Here is a 17,131-nt window from a genome sequence, read left to right as displayed (position 1 = left end):
TTAAAGCATTACAAGGGTATCTTAGGACGAAAATCAGTTATTCAATGTCCTCAGGGTATCCTCCGGCGGTAATCCAACCCCCGTCCACGGTTATGGTTTGGCCATTGATATGGATTGCGGCATCGGAAAGCAGGAACAGACAGGTTTGCGCGATATCCTGTGGGGTTCCTACCCGGTCGTTAGGGTTCAATTGGCGCCACATCCCTTCATAATCCGGTTGTTCTTGCCGTGTTCTTTCGGTAAGGGTCGCCCCTGGCGCGATTACATTAACGTTGATGCCCCGGGAACCCAATTCGTATGCCAAGTTCACCGCCATGGTCCGCAAGGCCGATTTCGTCATTGCATAGGTGGTCAGGTGTTTATAGGCGCGAATACCCACTGTTGATGACATTAACACCACTTTACCCTTCCCCTTTTCCGAAATAATACGTTTCGCGGCCCGTTGTACCAGAAAAAATGCCCCTTGCAGGTTGAGTCCGACCACTTTTTGAAAGGCTTCCGGTGTAAACGTCAGGAAATCCCCAAATAAGGTGATTCCGGCATTCGGGACAACAAAATCAAGCCTTCCAAAGGTGTCGTAGGCAGCATCCACCATGGAATCGATGGTCGAAATGGCCCCTGCGTCGCCGGGAACGGCCATACAACAATTGGGATGCTGCTGTGAAATAGTTTTTATAGCATTGGCCGCTTTGTCGGCATCTACATCGTTTAATATCACTTTTGCGCCTTCTTGCAAAAGCGCCGCTACAATAGCGTAGCCGATACCATCTGCGGCTCCTGTGACTATAGCGACCTTATCTTTGATTCCCTTGTATTGCATTAACTTTTTTTAAAATAATGGATAGGAGTCCCTCCCGTTTTGGGAACATATGTAAAGAGTCCGCCACTTTTTGGATAGGCAGTACGTTGCGTATTGTCCAATCCACTTTTTGCGGTGGTAATGTACAGCGTATCCAAGTGCTCCCCACCAAAACAACAGGAAGTAACGTGGGGCGCCGGGACCGTTACCTGTTCTAAAACGGAGCCGGTATTGGGGTCCCACCGACGAACACAGTGCCCGCCCCAGTGTGCGATCCACAGCATGTCGTGCGAATCGATACACATCCCGTCCGGTCCGCCATAGGATTTTGGTACCGAAAACGCGACTTCTTTATTGGAAATATCCCCTGTTTCGGGATGAAAGGTAAAACGCCAAACTTCATAATTGGCCGTATCGATATAGTAGAACCATCGTTGGTCGGAAGTCCACGCCATACCGTTGGAAATGGTCGTTTTCGATATTTGTTCGCTTACGTTCCAATCCGCGTCAACACAATAGAAGGCTCCCGTTTCGGGTGCTACCTGTTTGTGCATGCTACCGATCCAGAAACGCCCCTGGGGATCTACCTTACCATCGTTGTAACGCATTGCGGTATTCGAATTTTGCAATACGGGAAGTTCGGCCAACTTTCCGCTGTCCGGGTCAAAAGTGGCCAAACCGGACTCCATAGCAAGTAAAAATGTGCCGTTTTCATCGGGAACCGCGGCACCGATCATTTGTTCAAAATCCCAGAACCGATGTTTCCCATCCTTCGGATCGTACCGATGCAGTTTGGTGCCCTCGATATCGACCCAAAAAAGCTGTTGTTTTTTCCAGTCCCAAACAGGACCCTCCCCTAAAACAGCGTTTGTGTCCAACAATAGTTCGGCCGTACCTTTTATCATCATTTGTATTGGTTTCGCGCTTTACGATCGCTTCAATGTTCACCGGTTGCCGACACATGGCAGGGTCGATGTGTTCCTAGAAGCCTCATTTATACCATTTCTACCTTAAAATTACCCGTCAAAAATGGCCCTTTTCCGTTTTCGTCCAAGCAAAAAATGACGGCATTTTATTGGTGTAATTTTAAAGCAAAAATGGTATTATTTTTCTAATACGCTTATTGTTTCTTTTCTAAACTTCGGTTCTTTTAAACGAACGGCGACTTTTTGAAGCGCCCATAACGTATCCGTTTTGTACGCTAGTACGTCCAACTTTCCTTTTCCCTTGGCCCCTTTTATGGTAAGTGCCATAAAAACGGAATCCTTCGCCTTTGAATAGCGTACATGGCCTTCAAAAATAGCAAGCGCACCAAGGGGTTCCAAGGCTCCCAGCTGTTCCCTTACCCTAGCGTTCTTATTTGCCAAAACCAAGGCCTTGTCACATACTTCCTTATCGGCATTACCCGCAGCGATATGAAGTACGTTGGTACCGATTTCCTTTGGAAGGCTATATAACAACACCAAACAAAGCACCGTCACGGGAAGTATCCATTTCCAATGGCGTTTCCAGTCTTTTGTTGCACGCGTCCTTTGATCCATAATCGATTGGAATCGCTAGTTGTTCTGGCACCCTATTTCAAGATGCTTTTATTGCATTTTCGCCTCTCAAAACGAAGTTCTATTCCAGAAACATTGTTTACTGCGGGCTAAGGAGAATCTTCAAAGCCTTTTTTTGCTCCATAAGTTCAAATCCTTTTTTCCAATCGGTCAAGGGCATCCGGTGCGTGATGACATCTTCCAACCGTATGGTTCCCTGGTTTATGATCTCTATGGCACGGTCCCATGTGGCCCTGGTGTATCCAACAGATCCTTTTATGGTCAATTGCCGAAAGGCCGATAGATCAAAAGGTATGCGGATGTCCTTGCCAAAGTGTCCTACTTGAACATATTGCCCTAAAGGCCGTATCGCTTGCAAACAATTGGCCGCCGATGCCGCGGCGCCGGCCGTTTCAAAGGCAATATCGACCCCTTTTCCCCGGGTTTCATCTCTCACTATGGCCTGTAGATCTTCTTGATCCACTTTAACAACGGTATGTGCGCCCCATGTTTTTGCCGTTTCGAGTTTGTCGGCATCTTCACTGGTTCCGGCAACGATCGTTTTTATCCCTTGCGCCAAAAGCATTTTGAGCAACAGCATCCCGATTGGTCCAGGTCCTGACAAAAGCACGGTATCGCCAAACTGCAAATGGGCAATTTCCCCTACCGCGTGCACGGCCACGGCAAAAGGCTCCACCAACGCTGAAACATCGTCGCTTACGTGGTCCTCGGTGGCATATAATTGATCGGGCCGGGCCGCTACGTATTTGGTAAACGCTCCGTTTACCCCATGTCCCATGCCGCGTTTGGCCTTGCAGAACATAAATTCGCCACTGTGGCAATACTCACAGTCGTTACAAATAACGGTAAGCGCACCCAATACGGAATACCGTTGACCTAGGGCTATCCCATCCGTATGGTTCCCTTTGTCGACGACCCTTCCCGAAAACTCATGTCCGAGAATAACGGGCGGATAATTTTTAAAGGTATCGTGGTATACGTGAAGGTCGGTACCGCAAATACCACAGGAATTGACCTCCAACAATACCATGCCGTTCTCGACCTTAGGCTCGGCCATTTCCTGAAGCCTTACATTGCCCGGCCCTTTGTCATATTTGACCAGTGCTTCCATTAGCGTAATATTTTTAAGGCCTTTTCAACAATATTCGGTGCACGTAGCCCATAAATGTCCAACAATTCCTGGCTTTGCCCTGATTCTCCAAAGGTATCCATTACGCCGACACGTTGTACGGGACAAGGATGATTTTCGGATACAATGGCCGCTACCGCCTCGCCAAGACCGCCCAAAATGGAGTGTTCTTCGGCCGTAACGATTCCCTTTGTTTCCCTTGCCGCTTTTAAAATGGCATCGGTATCGATGGGTTTGATCGTATGCATGTGTACCACACGTACGGAGTAGCCCTGTTCGGACAGAACGGCTGCCGCAAGCAGGCCTTCGTTTACCAATATACCGGTCGTTATAATAGTGAGGTCCGATCCTTCCCGAATGGTTTTGGCCTTTCCGATTTCAAAGGAGCCGTGAATTTCGGAAACGACCGGGTATTTGTCCCTTCCAAAGCGGAGGTATACGGGGCCCTTCATTTTGGCGGCCGCATGGGTGGCCAAACGTGATTCTTCGTAGTCACCGGGGACAATAACGGTCATGTTGGGCAAAGTGCGCGCCATACCAATATCCTCGTTGGATTGATGCGATGCCCCATCCCCACCAACGCTTATTCCACAATGGGTAACGCCGATTTTAACGTTCAGTTTGGGATAGGCGATACTGCTGCGCATTTGGTCGCCTGCACGACAGGTGGCAAATACTCCAAAAGTAGAGGCGAAGGGGATAAAACCTTCCAACGCCAGTCCGGCCGCGGCCGATAACATGTTTTGTTCCTGTACGCCACAATTGAAAAAACGATCTGGAAATTCGGCCTCAAATTGTTCGGTAAGGGTCGCTTTGGCCACATCGGCATCCATGACCAATATGTTCTCATTTTCACGTCCCAATTCCCGTAACGCATCGGCATAGCCTTGTTTTGTTGCTTTGTATTCCATAGTTACTTGAGTTCTAACATTGCTTTATCAAAATGTTCTTTTGCCGGCGGTTTACCGTGCCATTCGGCTTCGCCTTCCATGAACGACACCCCTTTTCCTTTGGTGGTATTGGCGATGATCATTACCGGGCGGTCCTCTTTTTTTGCTTTTTCGATGGTGGATATGATCTCTTCAAAATCATGCCCGTCAATGGTAAATACCTTCCATCCGAAACTCTCCCACTTTGGGGCCAAAGGGTCCATCGGCATTACTTTTTCGGAATATCCGTCGGTCTGCAGGTAATTTCGATCAACAAAGCCTATCACATTGTTCAACTTGTACTTGTTGGCAAAAGCGGCCGCTTCCCAAACCTGCCCTTCTTGAATTTCACCGTCACCGCAGAGAATATAGTAGTAGTGCTCTTGTTTTTTAAGTTTTGCGCCAAGTGCCATGCCTACACCCGTTGAGATACCGATACCTAAAGTGCCCGTACTGGCGTCGATACCTGGGGTCTTGGGTTGATAGGGATGGCCCTGCAAATGGGATCCCGGTCGACGGAACTCCAAAAGATCTTCTTTGGGAAAATAACCACAATCGGCCAGCGCGGCATAGATGACCGGTGTACAATGTCCTTTGGAGAGGATAAAGCGATCGCGGTCGTCCCACTCGGGTTTGTTGGGGTCGTGCCGCATGACGTGGTAATACAGCGCGGTAACGATATCGGCCGCACCCAAGCTCCCGCCAACATGGCCCGAGTTCGCACGGTGCACCATGGCTACGATTTCCCTTCGGATATCGTTAGCTTTGGCTTTCAAAAATTCATGTTTTTCTTTGTCGATCATACTATTTTTTTAGTTGAAGTACTTTAATGATTCTGTACCGTTGTGCGGTTCCAAAGCATGGCTTTGGCCACACACACTATGCTTACAGTTCCTTGTTCAGTTCGTCGGTAACGCATCCTTCGGAGGCAGTGGCCACAAAGTGCGCATATTTGAGCAAAAGCCCATGTTCGGCATTAATTTTTGGTGCTTTCCAATCGGCCCGGCGCTGTGCCAGCTCATTTTCCGACAGTTTCACCTCCAAGCTGTTCGTAACGCCATCAATTTTAATGATGTCCCCATTTTTTATCAGCGCCAATGCACCACCGGTCTGCGCTTCCGGCGTAACATGGCCTACAACAAAACCATGTGTGGCACCGGAAAACCTACCGTCGGTAATAAGGGCCACTTTTTTACCGAGCCCCATTCCCATAATGGACGCCGTAGGCTTTAACATTTCGGGCATTCCCGGTCCTCCTTTTGGTCCGCAATACCGGATAACGACCACATCTCCCGCTGAAACCTTTCCATCAAGAATTGCGGAGTTGGCCTCATCTTCCGAATCAAAGATATTGGCGGTTCCTTCGAACACTTCCCCTTCTTTTCCCGTAATTTTTGCTACGGCCCCTTCTTTCGCCAGATTGCCATAGAGAATCTGCAGGTGTCCTTCCTTTTTAAGGGGTTTGTCCAGTGGCATTACAACTTTTTGTCCTTCTTCTAGGTGCGCGACCTCACCAAGGTTTTCTGCCAAGGTTTTGCCGGTAACCGTCATACAGTCACCATGCAACAGGCCTTCTTTTAACATCATTTTCATTACCCCTGGAACACCACCGACATCGTTAAGCTCTTCCATTACAAACTGGCCGCTGGGTTTAAGGTCCGACAACAATGGTGTGGTATTGCTCGCTTGTTGAAAATCGTCCATACTTAAGGGTACGCCTACCGATTTCGCCAGGGCGATCATATGAATGACCGCATTGGTGGATCCACCCAAAACGATGATCAACCGAAGTGCATTTTCGAACGCTTCACGGGTTTGGATGTCTTTTGGTCTGATATCCTTTTCAAGAATATTCTTGATGGCGGCACCGATGTTATTGGCCTCATCGGCCTTTTGTTGGCTTACGGCCGGAAACGAGGAGTTAAAGGGCATGCTCATACCCAAGCCCTCTATGGCAGATGCCATGGTATTTGCGGTATACATACCGCCACAGGCACCTGGACCTGGACAGGCATTGCGAACGATATTTTTAAATTCCTCCGGTGTGATCTGACCCGACATTTTTTGCCCTACCGCTTCGAAAGAAGAGGTGATGTCCAGCTTTTTATCATTATGGCACCCACTTTTTATGGTCCCGCCATACACGATAATCCCCGGACGGTTTACCCGGTTGATGCCCATTAGGGCACCGGGCATATTTTTATCACAACCGACTACAGCGATAGTGGCATCATACCATTGCGCCGAGGTAACCATTTCCACGGAGTCCGCAATAATATCCCTTGAAGGCAGTGAAAAGCGCATACCTGTGGTCCCCATAGAAATGGCATCACTTACCCCGGAGGTATGATAGATCAGGCCCACCAGGTCGTTTTCGACCACGTTATGCTTCATTTCTTTGGCCAGTGCGTTGAGGTGCATGTTGCACGGGTTTCCCTCCCAACCACAACTGACGATACCGACCTGTGCTTTTTTAAGATCGTCGGTGGAAAGTCCGGCCGCGTGAAGCATGGATTGTGCTCCGGGCCTTTCGTCGTTTTGCGTTACATGTTTACTGTATTTATTGATCTCGCTCATAGGTCGTTTATTCTTATGCTACTGGTTATTGATTGTTATTTATTGAAATCCATGCTTCTTTTTTGGCCGAAAGGGTTACCGCGTCCAATACTTCCTGGCAGCAGAGGCCATCGTAAAAATTTGGGACCACTTGTTCCTTTTTTGCAATGCCGTCGATGAGTTGTGCAAACTGGTGTACGAAGGTATGTTCCCAACCGATAATATGGCCGGGAGGCCACCAGGCGTCGATATAGGGATGGCTGTTTTCCGTGACCAAAATAGTTTTAAAGCCTTGAAGTGAAGGGTCGTCGGACGAACTGAAATATTGTAGTTCGTTCAGGCGCTCCAGATTAAAACAAATACTGCCCTCACTACCGAAAATTTCAAGTCTTAAGTGATTTTTGAAGCCATTGGCAAAACGTGATGCATTGAAAGACCCCAATGCTCCATTTTTAAAGCGCGCCATAAAAAGGGTGGTATCGTCGGCCGTAACCTTACCGGTCCCCTTTCCGTTTTGAAGGGGACGCTCTTTTACAAAAACTTCCTGCAATCCGGTAACAGCTTCAAAATCACCGATCAGAAAACGTGCCAGATCAATAATGTGCGCATTCATGTCGCCATGTGCACCGGAACCTGTGGTTTTGGCGTCGTGCCTCCAAACCATGGGAAACTTGGGATCCACCAACCAGTCCTGATAATAGACGGCGTTAAAATGATGGATGGCTCCTAATTTTCCAGATTCGATCAGTTTTTTGGCCAATGCCAATGCCGGGACAAACCGGTAATTAAATATCATCATATGTACGACGCCGGCAGTTTCTGCGGCCTCGTACATTTCTAGGGCCTCCCCATAGTTCATGGCCATGGGTTTTTCGCAAAGCACATGTTTGCCATTTGCTACCGCTTCCAAAACGCAGGGCCGGTGGAGGTTGTTCGGCGTGCATACGTCTACAAGGTCTATGGCATCGTTCCGTACCATTCGCTTCCAATCGGTCTCTTGGTGTTGCCATCCGTATTTTTTGGAAAACGCTTCTAGGGCCGCTCCATTTCTGCCACAAGCGGTATGCATGTTCGGTTTTCCTTCCAATTCAACGAAATGGGGGAGTTTCAAATAACCGTTGCTATGGGCCTTGCCCATAAACTGAGAACCTATTATGCCGATGTTGACGGATTTTTTCATTGCTTTTACGGAGCTTGCCCGGTTCGTATTGTGTTGAATCGTTAGATGCCCAGAATGGTTTTGTTCAGGTCGGTATCGGTATCGCTTTTGGCAAAATCATCGAAGGACCTTTCCGAAGCCTTGATCATATGAGCTTTAATGAAAGGGGCTCCCTCCAAGGCCCCTTGGTCGGAGCTTTTGATACAACACTCCCATTCCATAATGGCCCAACCATCGAAACCGGCATCGGTCAGAAGGGTAAATAGCTGTTTGAAATCTACTTGTCCGTCCCCTAGAGATCGAAAACGGCCCGCTCGTTTTTTCCAATCTTGGTAACCGCCATAGACACCGGTCATGCCATCGGGTCGAAATTCGGCGTCCTTTACATGAAAGGCCTTGATACGGTCCTTGAAATATTTGATGAATTCGATATAGTCCAATTGTTGCAATAAAAAGTGACTTGCATCATAGGTCAAACAAGCGGCGGGATGCCCATTGGTTTCTTCTAAAAAGCGTTGATAGGTAGCGCCATCATATAGATCCGATCCCGGATGCAGTTCGTAACCGAACGTAATTTGATGCTCTTGTGCCATATCCAAGATGGGCAACCAACGTTTGGCCAGTTCTTTAAAGGCATCATCTACCAGGCCCGCCGAACGCTGCGGCCAAGGATAAATATAGGGCCAAGCGAGGCCACCGGACATTACGGAAATATTATCGGTGCCGAAATGTACCGAGGCGCTTATGGTTTTTTGAAGTTGGTCCGTGGCCCATACCATAGCCTCTTTTGCATTTAGTCCTTTTGGATAAAATGCCTGAAACAATTTTTGGTAGGCAGGGTGCATGGCCAAAACCTGCCCCTGCAGGTAAGAGGCCAGTTCGCAGGCTTGAAGCCCGTTTTCGGCCAAAATTCCATTGTAATCGTCGCAATAGGTTTTTGAGGAAGCGGCCGTTTCCAAATCGAAAAGCCGTGTGTCCCAGGTGGGTATCTGTACCCCTTTATACCCTAAATCGGACGCCCATTTAGCCATATCGGCAATGGTATTGAACGGCGGAATATCGTCCGCGAATTGCGCTAAAAAAATACCGGGTCCTTTCATGTTGAGCAATATAGACCTAAGTTACGGAAATTCTAAATCGGATTTTGTCAGAAGCGGGGAGGATATTACTGAAACGTTTAAGCGGCGCGATAAAACTATAATGAAATTGGGCGCTCCAGGGCGCCCAATGGGTAACAAAATTACCATTGTTTTTTTGAGGGATACCTTACGACAACCCAAACACGGACAATCTTATTGCAGTATGCCATTGTATTTAGAGGAGTCGGCCAAAAGTTCGGTGGCGGCCAGTATGGCCTCATCATTTTTAAGATAGTATTGGTAGAGCCCTTCCCGGTAAAAATAGCGTTTTACGATTTCGTCCTCCAATTTCTTTTGAATTTCACGTTGGTAGGTACCCAAGGCCGAAAGTTTACTTTGTTCGATATTGGTAAGCAATGCTTCAAAATCACTTTCTATGGTCTCGTTAAAAATGACTTTTTCCTTTGCCGTCAACGCGTTTTTTAGGGCTTTTTCGGTTTTGGTCTCAAACGAAAAATCGCTGTCGGACACATAGGTCTTAAACGCTTTGTAGTCGGCATCGGTAAATGTAAAGTTTTCGATATCGCTCAGTTGATTGCGGTAATAATACTGAGTGGCATAGTCGAAGATAACACTGTTGTTCAATAGGGCCACGGTCAGTTCATTGGCTTTTACCGAAGCGATTTCCACATCGGGAAGTACACCACCTCCGTCTTGTACCTTTCTACCTTTACGTGTTTTAAAATCTTTGAATGCGGTATTTTTGACCGCTTTTCCGTCGGCATCGCGGTTCCAGTAATCCAAGGATTGTATACACCTTCCAGAGGGGGTGTAGTAACGGCTAATGGTTACTTTTAATTGGGTGCCATAGGTGAGCTTCATAGGGCGTTGTACCAAGCCTTTTCCAAAACTTCTGGCCCCCATGACCACCGCACGATCTAAGTCCTGCAGACTGCCCGAAACAATTTCGCTGGCCGATGCGCTGGAGCCGTCCACTAAAACGACCAATGGAATTTCAGTATCAACAGCCTTGTTTTTGGTCTTGTATTCCCTATTGAATTTTTTCACCTTACTTTTTGTGGTCACGATCAATTCTCCTTTGGGAATAAAGAGATTGGTAACATTGATGGCTTCGGACAGCAGCCCTCCGGGATTTCCCCGAAGATCTAAAACGATTTTTTGCGCGCCTTTTTCCTTTAGATCGAGCAATGCCTCTTTGGTCTGACTTGAAGCTTTTGCGTTAAATTTTGATAGTACGATGTATCCCGTTTGTGCGTTTACCATTTCGTAAAAAGGTACCGCATCGACCTCGACAGCGGCCCTGGAAATTTTTGTCGTTTTTGTTTTCCCCTGCCTTCTGTACGTTACTTCAAGGGTGGTGTTGTTCGCGCCTTTTAGCAGCTCACTGGCATTGTCCTCAAAATCGGCCACTACGATATCGCCGATCTTTATGATCTCGTCTCCCGCTTTTAAACCGGCCTTGTCCGCAGGGTATCCTTGATGGGGCTCTATGATGACGAGCTTATCCTTATAGGACCGTACCGTTGCCCCGATACCGGAGTAAGCCCCTGCGTTGTTGATACGATAGGCCTCCACATCTTGTTCGTTCAGGAACTTGGTATAGGGGTCCAGATCGTCGAGCATGTTTTTAATGGCGGTATCCATTAAAGCGGCCGGATTGGTCTCATCCACATAGTTCATGTTCAACTCCTTGAACAGGGTCGTAAATATTTCGATCTGTTTCGCGATTTCGAAGAAATCACTTTTAACAAAGCCGGTACCGGCAAAAAAAATGGATAGTGCAAAAATGGAAATGAAAACTTTTTTGCGGATCGGTTTTGTCATGTTCGCTGGGTTTTGATGTCCTGTTCCGAATGTACGGAACAACGCATTTTTGAAACTTGATCAGATTTATAGGAACAATACTATTGAAAAAGGTTAAACCACCTCATTAGCGCCGCTCCGCTTCATCAATAAAACGGGTCAATACTTTTTTCATGGCCTCCGATATTCTTTCAAAGGTCGGTTCCTCTTTACCAAGGTATAAAAATAGGAACGCAAATCTTCTTTCCGTATTGTTAAAAACCAGCGCTTTGTTCAAACGATAGCCTTCCCGAAGCAATCTTTTTATACGGTTTCGCTTTACGGCGCTCTTAAAGTTTCGTTTTGGGACGGTGACCCCGGCCACTATTGGCGCCTGTTGATCAGGGTCCGCCGCGATGTACATTAGTTTTATGGGATACTTCGACACCGAATTGCCCTCGACAAAAAGCCGTTCAATGGATTTTCTACTTTTTAACTTTTCGTTCTTGGAAAAACCAAGGGCGGGTTTTGACATACTTCCGATACTTCTTTAAACGATTGGAACGGATTTGTTCAGGGTGTTTGGGTGGGGTAAAAATTATTTTGTGCATTTACGTCCGCCATGAGCTGCGAAGGGTCGATCAGAATGCCCTCGACGTTCTCCATGGGCGTATCGATTTCAAAAACATATTCTGAAAACGCCCACGGCCAGTCGGGTAAAACCGTACGCTCCAACTGCGGATAGGGGTTTTCTTTTTCGCCCCGCATCATTTGCAATGGGGCGTAAAAGGTTTCCTGTGTACCGTCCTTATAAACCACTAGAACATCGATCGGCATTGGCATCAAACCGATACGCTCCAAGGTTATTTTGGTTTTCCCATCACTTGTGGTTACGTTTTTTATTCCGTAATCGATGGTGTTGGTGGTCTGTGTCCAATCGGTAAGATACCAATCCAGTTCCATGCCCGATACTTTTTCGGCCGTTCGTTTGATATCGTTGGGCACCGGATGTTTGAACTTGAAATCCCGATAATACTGCCTTAGGGTTTCCATAAGCTCGTTTTGCCCAATGATATACCCAAGTTGTGATAAAAAAACAGAGCCTTTGTTATATGCCGAAATTCCATACGCAAAATTACTTGCGTAGCGATCGGAATGGGTGGTCTGCGGTTGTTCCTGCCCTGAAGCTACAAGATTGTAATACCCATTGTAGGTGTCTTCGAACGGGTTCGGCTTTCCTTGATTCATAACTTGGTTCATGGCCAGGGAAGAAATAAAGGTGGTAAACCCTTCATCCATCCATTCGTGTTTTGCCTCGTTGGTCGCAAGAATATGTTGAAACCAAGAGTGCGCCATTTCATGGGCGGTAACCCCTACCAAGCTACCAAACTTTCGGTTTCCGGTAATCAAGGTACTCATGGCATACTCCATTCCACCGTCACCTCCCTGTATTACGGAATATTGGTCGTAAGGATAGGCCCCAATGTTACTATTGAAGAACTGCATGAGTTCTGCCGTTTTTGGCTGTAGCTTTTTCCAGTTATCCACAATTTTCTCGTTATTCTTATATAGGAAATGGAGCATGGGCCCATTCACTACTTGTAGCGTATCATGTACATAGTCCGGGTCCGCCGCCCACATAAAGTCGTGTACCTTGGGCGCCTTAAAATGCCAGGTCAGCGTTTTGCCCTTGGCCTTCTTTACTCTTGTTCCCGGAGCTTCATAGCCATGACCAATTTCTTGTGGGTTTTGCAGGTAACCGCTTCCCCCGACCGTAAAATTTTTATCAAGGGTGAGTTTTACATCAAAATCGCCCCAAACCCCATGAAATTCACGGGCGATATAGGGGTTCGCATGCCACCCTTCCCTGTCATATTCGGCAAGTTTTGGATACCATTGGCTCATAGAAAGCGCAACGCCTTCGGCACTATTGCGGCCCGATCGGCGAATTTGTAAAGGCACTTGACCTTTAAAGTCCATATCGAAAGTGCTTTTTTCACCGGGGCCAATGGCCTTTGCCAAATCTACGACCAGCACCGTGCCTTCTTCTTGAAAGGACACTTTTTGCCCATCCTGGGTGAGGGATTCGCAATGCAGAAATCCGATTTCAGTGTCCGACAGACTTGCTATCCGGCTAGTACGATCGGCGTTGATCATACGGCTATCGGGATCTGTAATGCTTTGCAGGCGCATATCCATTTCACTGCCCGGTTGAAAAGCATTGAAATACAAATGAAAATAGACCCGGCTCAAGGCATCTGGGGAATTGTTGGTATAGACCAGCTTCTGCGTGCCCTCGTAGCGGTAGGTTTCCACATCTATCTGCACTTCCATGTTGTAGTCCACATGTTGCTGCCAATAACCATCGATAGGTTGTGCAAAGGCGGTACCGACCTGAATGACAAAGGCAAGGAACGAGGTGGTTTTTAGAATTTTGTATTTCATTATATTAGGATATTTATGAAAAACGGAATTTAACCCGCTTTGTGCATTAGAAAATCTATTACAGCCTCCAGCTACTTCAAACTATGGTGCTGCGCTACATTTTTAAATGTAACCGTAGCCCCGAAGTTTCGGGGCTATGCTTACATTCATAAAATGTCATATTTTATCGCGGCTAAAAGCTTCATTGCGAAGTTTTAATGCATAATCCGGGCTTAACCAAACGAATGGATTACAAGGTCATTTTTCCCGAGTCCACTGCCGCGGCCATAATCAGGGCATTGTAGGCATTTACGATACGTCCCGATGTTGAAATTTCGTTTAGCGAAGCGGTCTTGGCCGTATCTCCGCCTAAAATTACTTCCGCCTTTGGGGACAGTCCCGATTGCAGGATGATCTTTTTTACCTGGGCGGCGCTCAGCTTTGGATATTGCGAACGGATCAAGGCAGCTACCCCCGCAACTCCCGGAGCGGCCATGGACGTACCACTGTTAAAATCGTATTTGCTGCCCGGCATGGTGGAATAGATTTTTCCTCCCGGCGCGAACACGTCCACATTTTTTCCTCCATAGTTAGAGAAACTAGCGACCATCTCCGAACCATATTTTGATGTTAGGGCACCTACTTCTATAAAGTTGTTGGCAATTTCACCGCCCGAACCGTATTTGTGATCATTGGGATAATTCGTATTTGTGGTATCATCAAGGTCTTTTCCATCGTTACCTGCGGCGTGCACGATCAACACATCCTTTTCCGCGGCATATTTGATGGCATCGTACACCCATTCAGCATTTGGCGAAAACGCTTTTCCAAAACTACCGTTGATTATCTTGGCACCGTTGTCCACAGCGTAGCGAATACCAAGGGCGATATCCTTATCGTATTCATCACCATTGGGAACGGCACGAATGCTCATTAGGGCAACATTATTGGCGATTCCGTTGGCCCCTTTTCCGTTATTGCGTTGCGCACCTACGATTCCCGCTACATGGGTGCCGTGACTTTCGTCGTCCACCGTGTTTTGAGGATCGCCGTCGCCATAACCACGATCGTTAAAGTCGTAAGGGTCGTCGCCAACGGCTTTTCTACCATCAAAATCTACTTTTAGATTATAGTTCAATTGTTCTCCGATACTGGTGAGATCCCCTTTCATATCTTCTAGAACATCGGATATGGAATCTCCGTATTGGAACATTTGCGATATGATCGATTTGCTTTGCAATAACGATTGGTCCTGCGTTTCTATGGCCGAAACTTCTTTTTTGGTGTAGTCTTTTTTACCCAAATGGGCGGCGATGGCCTTGTCCGCATTTTCAATGGCGGGATACATTTGATCGAGCTGGTTTTTGTATCCAAGGTATTTTTGGGTGTCCGCATCAATCTTTTGTTTTGCTTTTGCCTGCATTTCGGCGTCACCGATTTGGAGCCGAAGTATACGTGCGGCCTCCAATTGTTCATTGTAACTGGGTCCCAAAAAATCATAACCGTGAACATCGTCCACATAGCCATTTCCATCGTCATCTTTACCGTTGCCCGGTTTTTCGTCCGTATTTGTCCATAGCACGTTAACCAGATCTTCGTGTTTTAGGTCCATTCCGGAGTCCAGTATGGCAACGATGACCTTGGTTCCCTTTTTATTTCCGATAAGTTCGGCATAGGCTTTGTCGACACTCATACCGGGTATGGTATCGGTAACGAGGTCCAGGTGACCCCAATTTCGTTTTTCCGTTTCTGAAAGTTCGGCTATTTTTAGCGGAGTGGAATCGATATTGGCTATCGGTGTCGATACCAGGGAGGTAGCGCCACAGCCCATTAAAAATGTTGTTGCCGAAAGCCCAAGAATTCTTGAAAACGTCAATGTCATATCCTTAAAAATTTAAATTATTCTTTTCGAAAGTAGGCCCCTTTATAGGGCGCCCTGAATTGTTCAAAACAGCCCCGGTCCGCCATGGTAACATAGCATGTTCGACCATTTTTACCGCCAAAGGTAATGTTTGAGGGCTTTTTTCCCTTTAATTCTACTTCTTTTATGATTTCTTTATCTGGTGAAACGATAAGAACCGTTCCCTTTCCATGCCGGGTAATATACAAATTGCCCTTTTCATCGCAACGCATGCCGTCCAGTCCAAAATCGGGAAACGTCATGAAGCGGGTTTTGTCGAACAACCGCCCGTTTTCCCTGATTTGGTAGCGCCATATCGTTCGTTGTACCGATTCGTTTACGTACAAGAATTTTCCCGACGGGTCCACCTCCAAACCATTCGTAGTGCCCATGTTATCTTCTAAAAGAATGACTTTCTTTTCAGGGTCCACCATCCATAGCTTGCCGTTCTTGTTTTTCCAGTCCGGATCGGATAAATACAGCGTTCCGTCGGCTACTACGACCAAGTCGTTCGGCTGGTTCATTTTAGGCTCGCGAACCCAAACCAAAGGTGTGTTGGTCCCTTTTGGAACTTTATAAACGGTATGGCTCACATAGTCGGCAACGAACATGTTTCCGGCCCTATCAAAACGGATACCGTTGCCTAGGCTATTGTTCGGTAATTTCAGAAAAATGCGTCCTTTCCCTTTGGCGTTTACGATCCCTATAGTTCCTTCTTCCTTAAAATTGACGGCATATAAATTTCCTTTTCCATCCACCGCGGGCCCCTCAATTCCTTTGGTAAAGGCAAAGGCCTCGGTAAAATCGGAGCTTTTCAATTGTTGCGTACCACAGGAAACCAATGGAAGGCTGCATAGAAAAAAGAAAATCGGCCGTTTTGGAAAATTAATTGAAAAGCGCATCAAAGGCTAGGGTTGTGTTTAGTCGGACACCTTTTACGGTATGTTGCAAGGTACAAATTTCGTTGTGGGCGTCGTGTTCGAAAAATAGGAAATACTCCTGTGCCACAGCTTGTTCCAAAAAAAGTGCTTTTTCGTTCAAAGTGAGCAATGGTCGGGTATCGTATCCCATAACATAGGGTAAGGGTATGTGCCCGACGGTAGGGATGAGGTCCGCCACAAAAACGATGGTTTTCCCTTGGTATGAAATGTGCGGGAGCATTTGTTTATCGGTATGGCCATCCACGAACAGAATGCCAAAGCCCAATTCCGATTCCGGAACAAAGGCTTGGTCGCCTTTATGCACAAATTGGAGTTGTCCACTTTCTTGCATCGGAATCAGGTTTTCGGTCAAAAAAGATGCTTTTTCCCTTGCGTTGGGTTTGGTGGCCCACTGCCAATGGTCCTTATTCGTCCAAAATGCCGCATTTTTAAAAGTAGGCTCATAGCCTGTCCGGTCCTTGTTCCATTGAATACATCCCCCGCAATGGTCGAAGTGAAGGTGGGTCAAAAACACGTCGGTAATATCGTTTCGGTGAAACCCATATTGCGCAAGTGACGTGTCCAAGGTATGATTTCCCCACTTGGCATAATGCCCAAAAAATTTATCGGATTGTTTGTTTCCCATTCCGGCGTCGATCAAGATCAACCGATTTCCCGTTTCGATCAACAGACTGCGCGCGGCGATATCAATTCTATTATTGCTATCGGCAGGGTTGGTGCGCTGCCAAATGGCTTTGGGCACCACACCGAACATGGCACCACCATCGAGCTTAAAATTTCCGGTTTCAATAGGGTAGAGTCGCATAAACGGCAAATTAGGCAAACCGTCCTAAAATCCGATACCGCTTTAACA

15 protein-coding genes are annotated in these 17,131 nt (G+C 46.9%); all 15 read right to left on the bottom strand.

The features are described from left to right. Positions 1-37: 37 nt before the first annotated feature. On the bottom strand, positions 38-820 hold the full coding sequence (locus ACRD7P_RS08385; protein WP_430907098.1) for an SDR family NAD(P)-dependent oxidoreductase: 783 nt from the start codon (positions 818-820) through the stop codon (positions 38-40). After that, on the bottom strand, positions 820-1,707 hold the full coding sequence (locus tag ACRD7P_RS08380; RefSeq protein ID WP_430907097.1) for an SMP-30/gluconolactonase/LRE family protein: 888 nt from the start codon (positions 1,705-1,707) through the stop codon (positions 820-822). Before ACRD7P_RS08380 ends, ACRD7P_RS08385 begins: the two co-directional genes overlap by 1 nt. A 195-nt stretch (positions 1,708-1,902) precedes the next feature. Continuing rightward, positions 1,903-2,340, bottom strand: a complete 438-nt coding sequence (locus ACRD7P_RS08375) for a cytochrome c oxidase assembly factor Coa1 family protein (RefSeq protein ID WP_430907096.1) — start codon at positions 2,338-2,340, stop codon at positions 1,903-1,905. Positions 2,341-2,437: 97 nt separating this feature from the next. Then, positions 2,438-3,469, bottom strand: coding sequence for a zinc-dependent alcohol dehydrogenase (locus tag ACRD7P_RS08370; RefSeq protein WP_430907095.1), 1,032 nt, complete (start codon positions 3,467-3,469; stop codon positions 2,438-2,440). Continuing rightward, positions 3,469-4,398 (bottom strand): transketolase family protein, encoded by a 930-nt coding sequence (locus ACRD7P_RS08365; protein ID WP_430907094.1) that lies wholly within the window; start codon positions 4,396-4,398, stop codon positions 3,469-3,471. Before ACRD7P_RS08365 ends, ACRD7P_RS08370 begins: the two co-directional genes overlap by 1 nt. 2 nt (positions 4,399-4,400) lie before the next feature. Next, complete coding sequence (locus tag ACRD7P_RS08360; RefSeq protein WP_430907093.1) at positions 4,401-5,219, bottom strand: transketolase; 819 nt, start codon at positions 5,217-5,219, stop codon at positions 4,401-4,403. Between the two features lie 82 nt (positions 5,220-5,301). After that, complete coding sequence (gene ilvD / locus ACRD7P_RS08355; protein WP_430907092.1) at positions 5,302-6,993, bottom strand: dihydroxy-acid dehydratase; 1,692 nt, start codon at positions 6,991-6,993, stop codon at positions 5,302-5,304. Positions 6,994-7,018: 25 nt separating this feature from the next. Further along, on the bottom strand, positions 7,019-8,152 hold the full coding sequence (locus ACRD7P_RS08350) for a Gfo/Idh/MocA family protein (RefSeq protein WP_430907091.1): 1,134 nt from the start codon (positions 8,150-8,152) through the stop codon (positions 7,019-7,021). A gap of 41 nt (positions 8,153-8,193) precedes the next feature. Next, positions 8,194-9,231 (bottom strand): sugar phosphate isomerase/epimerase family protein, encoded by a 1,038-nt coding sequence (locus ACRD7P_RS08345; protein WP_430907090.1) that lies wholly within the window; start codon positions 9,229-9,231, stop codon positions 8,194-8,196. 192 nt (positions 9,232-9,423) lie between these two features. Next, entirely contained in the window at positions 9,424-11,055 is a 1,632-nt protein-coding gene (locus ACRD7P_RS08340; protein WP_430907089.1) for a S41 family peptidase, read from the bottom strand. Positions 11,056-11,161: 106 nt separating this feature from the next. After that, the gene (gene rnpA / locus ACRD7P_RS08335; protein ID WP_430907088.1) at positions 11,162-11,548 is read right to left on the bottom strand and encodes a ribonuclease P protein component; all 387 of its coding nucleotides are present in this window, start codon (positions 11,546-11,548) and stop codon (positions 11,162-11,164) included. Positions 11,549-11,586: 38 nt separating this feature from the next. Further along, positions 11,587-13,458 carry a M1 family metallopeptidase gene (locus ACRD7P_RS08330; RefSeq protein WP_430907087.1) on the bottom strand — a complete coding sequence of 624 codons (1,872 nt, stop codon included), beginning with the start codon at positions 13,456-13,458 and terminating at the stop codon, positions 11,587-11,589. A 229-nt stretch (positions 13,459-13,687) separates the two neighbouring features. Continuing rightward, on the bottom strand, positions 13,688-15,319 hold the full coding sequence (locus tag ACRD7P_RS08325) for a S8 family peptidase (RefSeq protein WP_430907086.1): 1,632 nt from the start codon (positions 15,317-15,319) through the stop codon (positions 13,688-13,690). 17 nt (positions 15,320-15,336) lie between these two features. Continuing rightward, a complete protein-coding gene (locus ACRD7P_RS08320; protein ID WP_430907085.1) occupies positions 15,337-16,239 on the bottom strand; it encodes an SMP-30/gluconolactonase/LRE family protein in 903 nt (300 codons plus the stop codon). Beyond that, positions 16,223-17,083, bottom strand: coding sequence for an MBL fold metallo-hydrolase (locus tag ACRD7P_RS08315; protein WP_430907084.1), 861 nt, complete (start codon positions 17,081-17,083; stop codon positions 16,223-16,225). The genes ACRD7P_RS08320 and ACRD7P_RS08315 overlap by 17 nt, the downstream gene beginning before the upstream one ends. Positions 17,084-17,131: the final 48 nt, after the last annotated feature.

Source organism: Maribacter sp. 2-571 (assembly GCF_050589625.1).
GTDB lineage: Bacteria > Bacteroidota > Bacteroidia > Flavobacteriales > Flavobacteriaceae > Pelagihabitans.
Note: the sequence above shows the minus strand (reverse complement) of the source record. Positions and strands in the feature narration are given on the sequence as shown.

What these genes read in the sequence shown, in the direction of transcription:
- ACRD7P_RS08385 (WP_430907098.1), bottom strand. Translation starts at nt 820, where the DNA reads ATGCAATACAAGGGAATCAAAGATAAGGTCGCTATAGTCACAGGAGCC.
- ACRD7P_RS08380 (WP_430907097.1), bottom strand. Translation starts at nt 1,707, where the DNA reads ATGATGATAAAAGGTACGGCCGAACTATTGTTGGACACAAACGCTGTT.
- ACRD7P_RS08375 (WP_430907096.1), bottom strand. Translation starts at nt 2,340, where the DNA reads ATGGATCAAAGGACGCGTGCAACAAAAGACTGGAAACGCCATTGGAAA.
- ACRD7P_RS08370 (WP_430907095.1), bottom strand. Translation starts at nt 3,469, where the DNA reads ATGGAAGCACTGGTCAAATATGACAAAGGGCCGGGCAATGTAAGGCTT.
- ACRD7P_RS08365 (WP_430907094.1), bottom strand. Translation starts at nt 4,398, where the DNA reads ATGGAATACAAAGCAACAAAACAAGGCTATGCCGATGCGTTACGGGAA.
- ACRD7P_RS08360 (WP_430907093.1), bottom strand. Translation starts at nt 5,219, where the DNA reads ATGATCGACAAAGAAAAACATGAATTTTTGAAAGCCAAAGCTAACGAT.
- ilvD (WP_430907092.1), bottom strand. Translation starts at nt 6,993, where the DNA reads ATGAGCGAGATCAATAAATACAGTAAACATGTAACGCAAAACGACGAA.
- ACRD7P_RS08350 (WP_430907091.1), bottom strand. Translation starts at nt 8,152, where the DNA reads ATGAAAAAATCCGTCAACATCGGCATAATAGGTTCTCAGTTTATGGGC.
- ACRD7P_RS08345 (WP_430907090.1), bottom strand. Translation starts at nt 9,231, where the DNA reads ATGAAAGGACCCGGTATTTTTTTAGCGCAATTCGCGGACGATATTCCG.
- ACRD7P_RS08340 (WP_430907089.1), bottom strand. Translation starts at nt 11,055, where the DNA reads ATGACAAAACCGATCCGCAAAAAAGTTTTCATTTCCATTTTTGCACTA.
- rnpA (WP_430907088.1), bottom strand. Translation starts at nt 11,548, where the DNA reads ATGTCAAAACCCGCCCTTGGTTTTTCCAAGAACGAAAAGTTAAAAAGT.
- ACRD7P_RS08330 (WP_430907087.1), bottom strand. Translation starts at nt 13,458, where the DNA reads ATGAAATACAAAATTCTAAAAACCACCTCGTTCCTTGCCTTTGTCATT.
- ACRD7P_RS08325 (WP_430907086.1), bottom strand. Translation starts at nt 15,319, where the DNA reads ATGACATTGACGTTTTCAAGAATTCTTGGGCTTTCGGCAACAACATTT.
- ACRD7P_RS08320 (WP_430907085.1), bottom strand. Translation starts at nt 16,239, where the DNA reads ATGCGCTTTTCAATTAATTTTCCAAAACGGCCGATTTTCTTTTTTCTA.
- ACRD7P_RS08315 (WP_430907084.1), bottom strand. Translation starts at nt 17,083, where the DNA reads ATGCGACTCTACCCTATTGAAACCGGAAATTTTAAGCTCGATGGTGGT.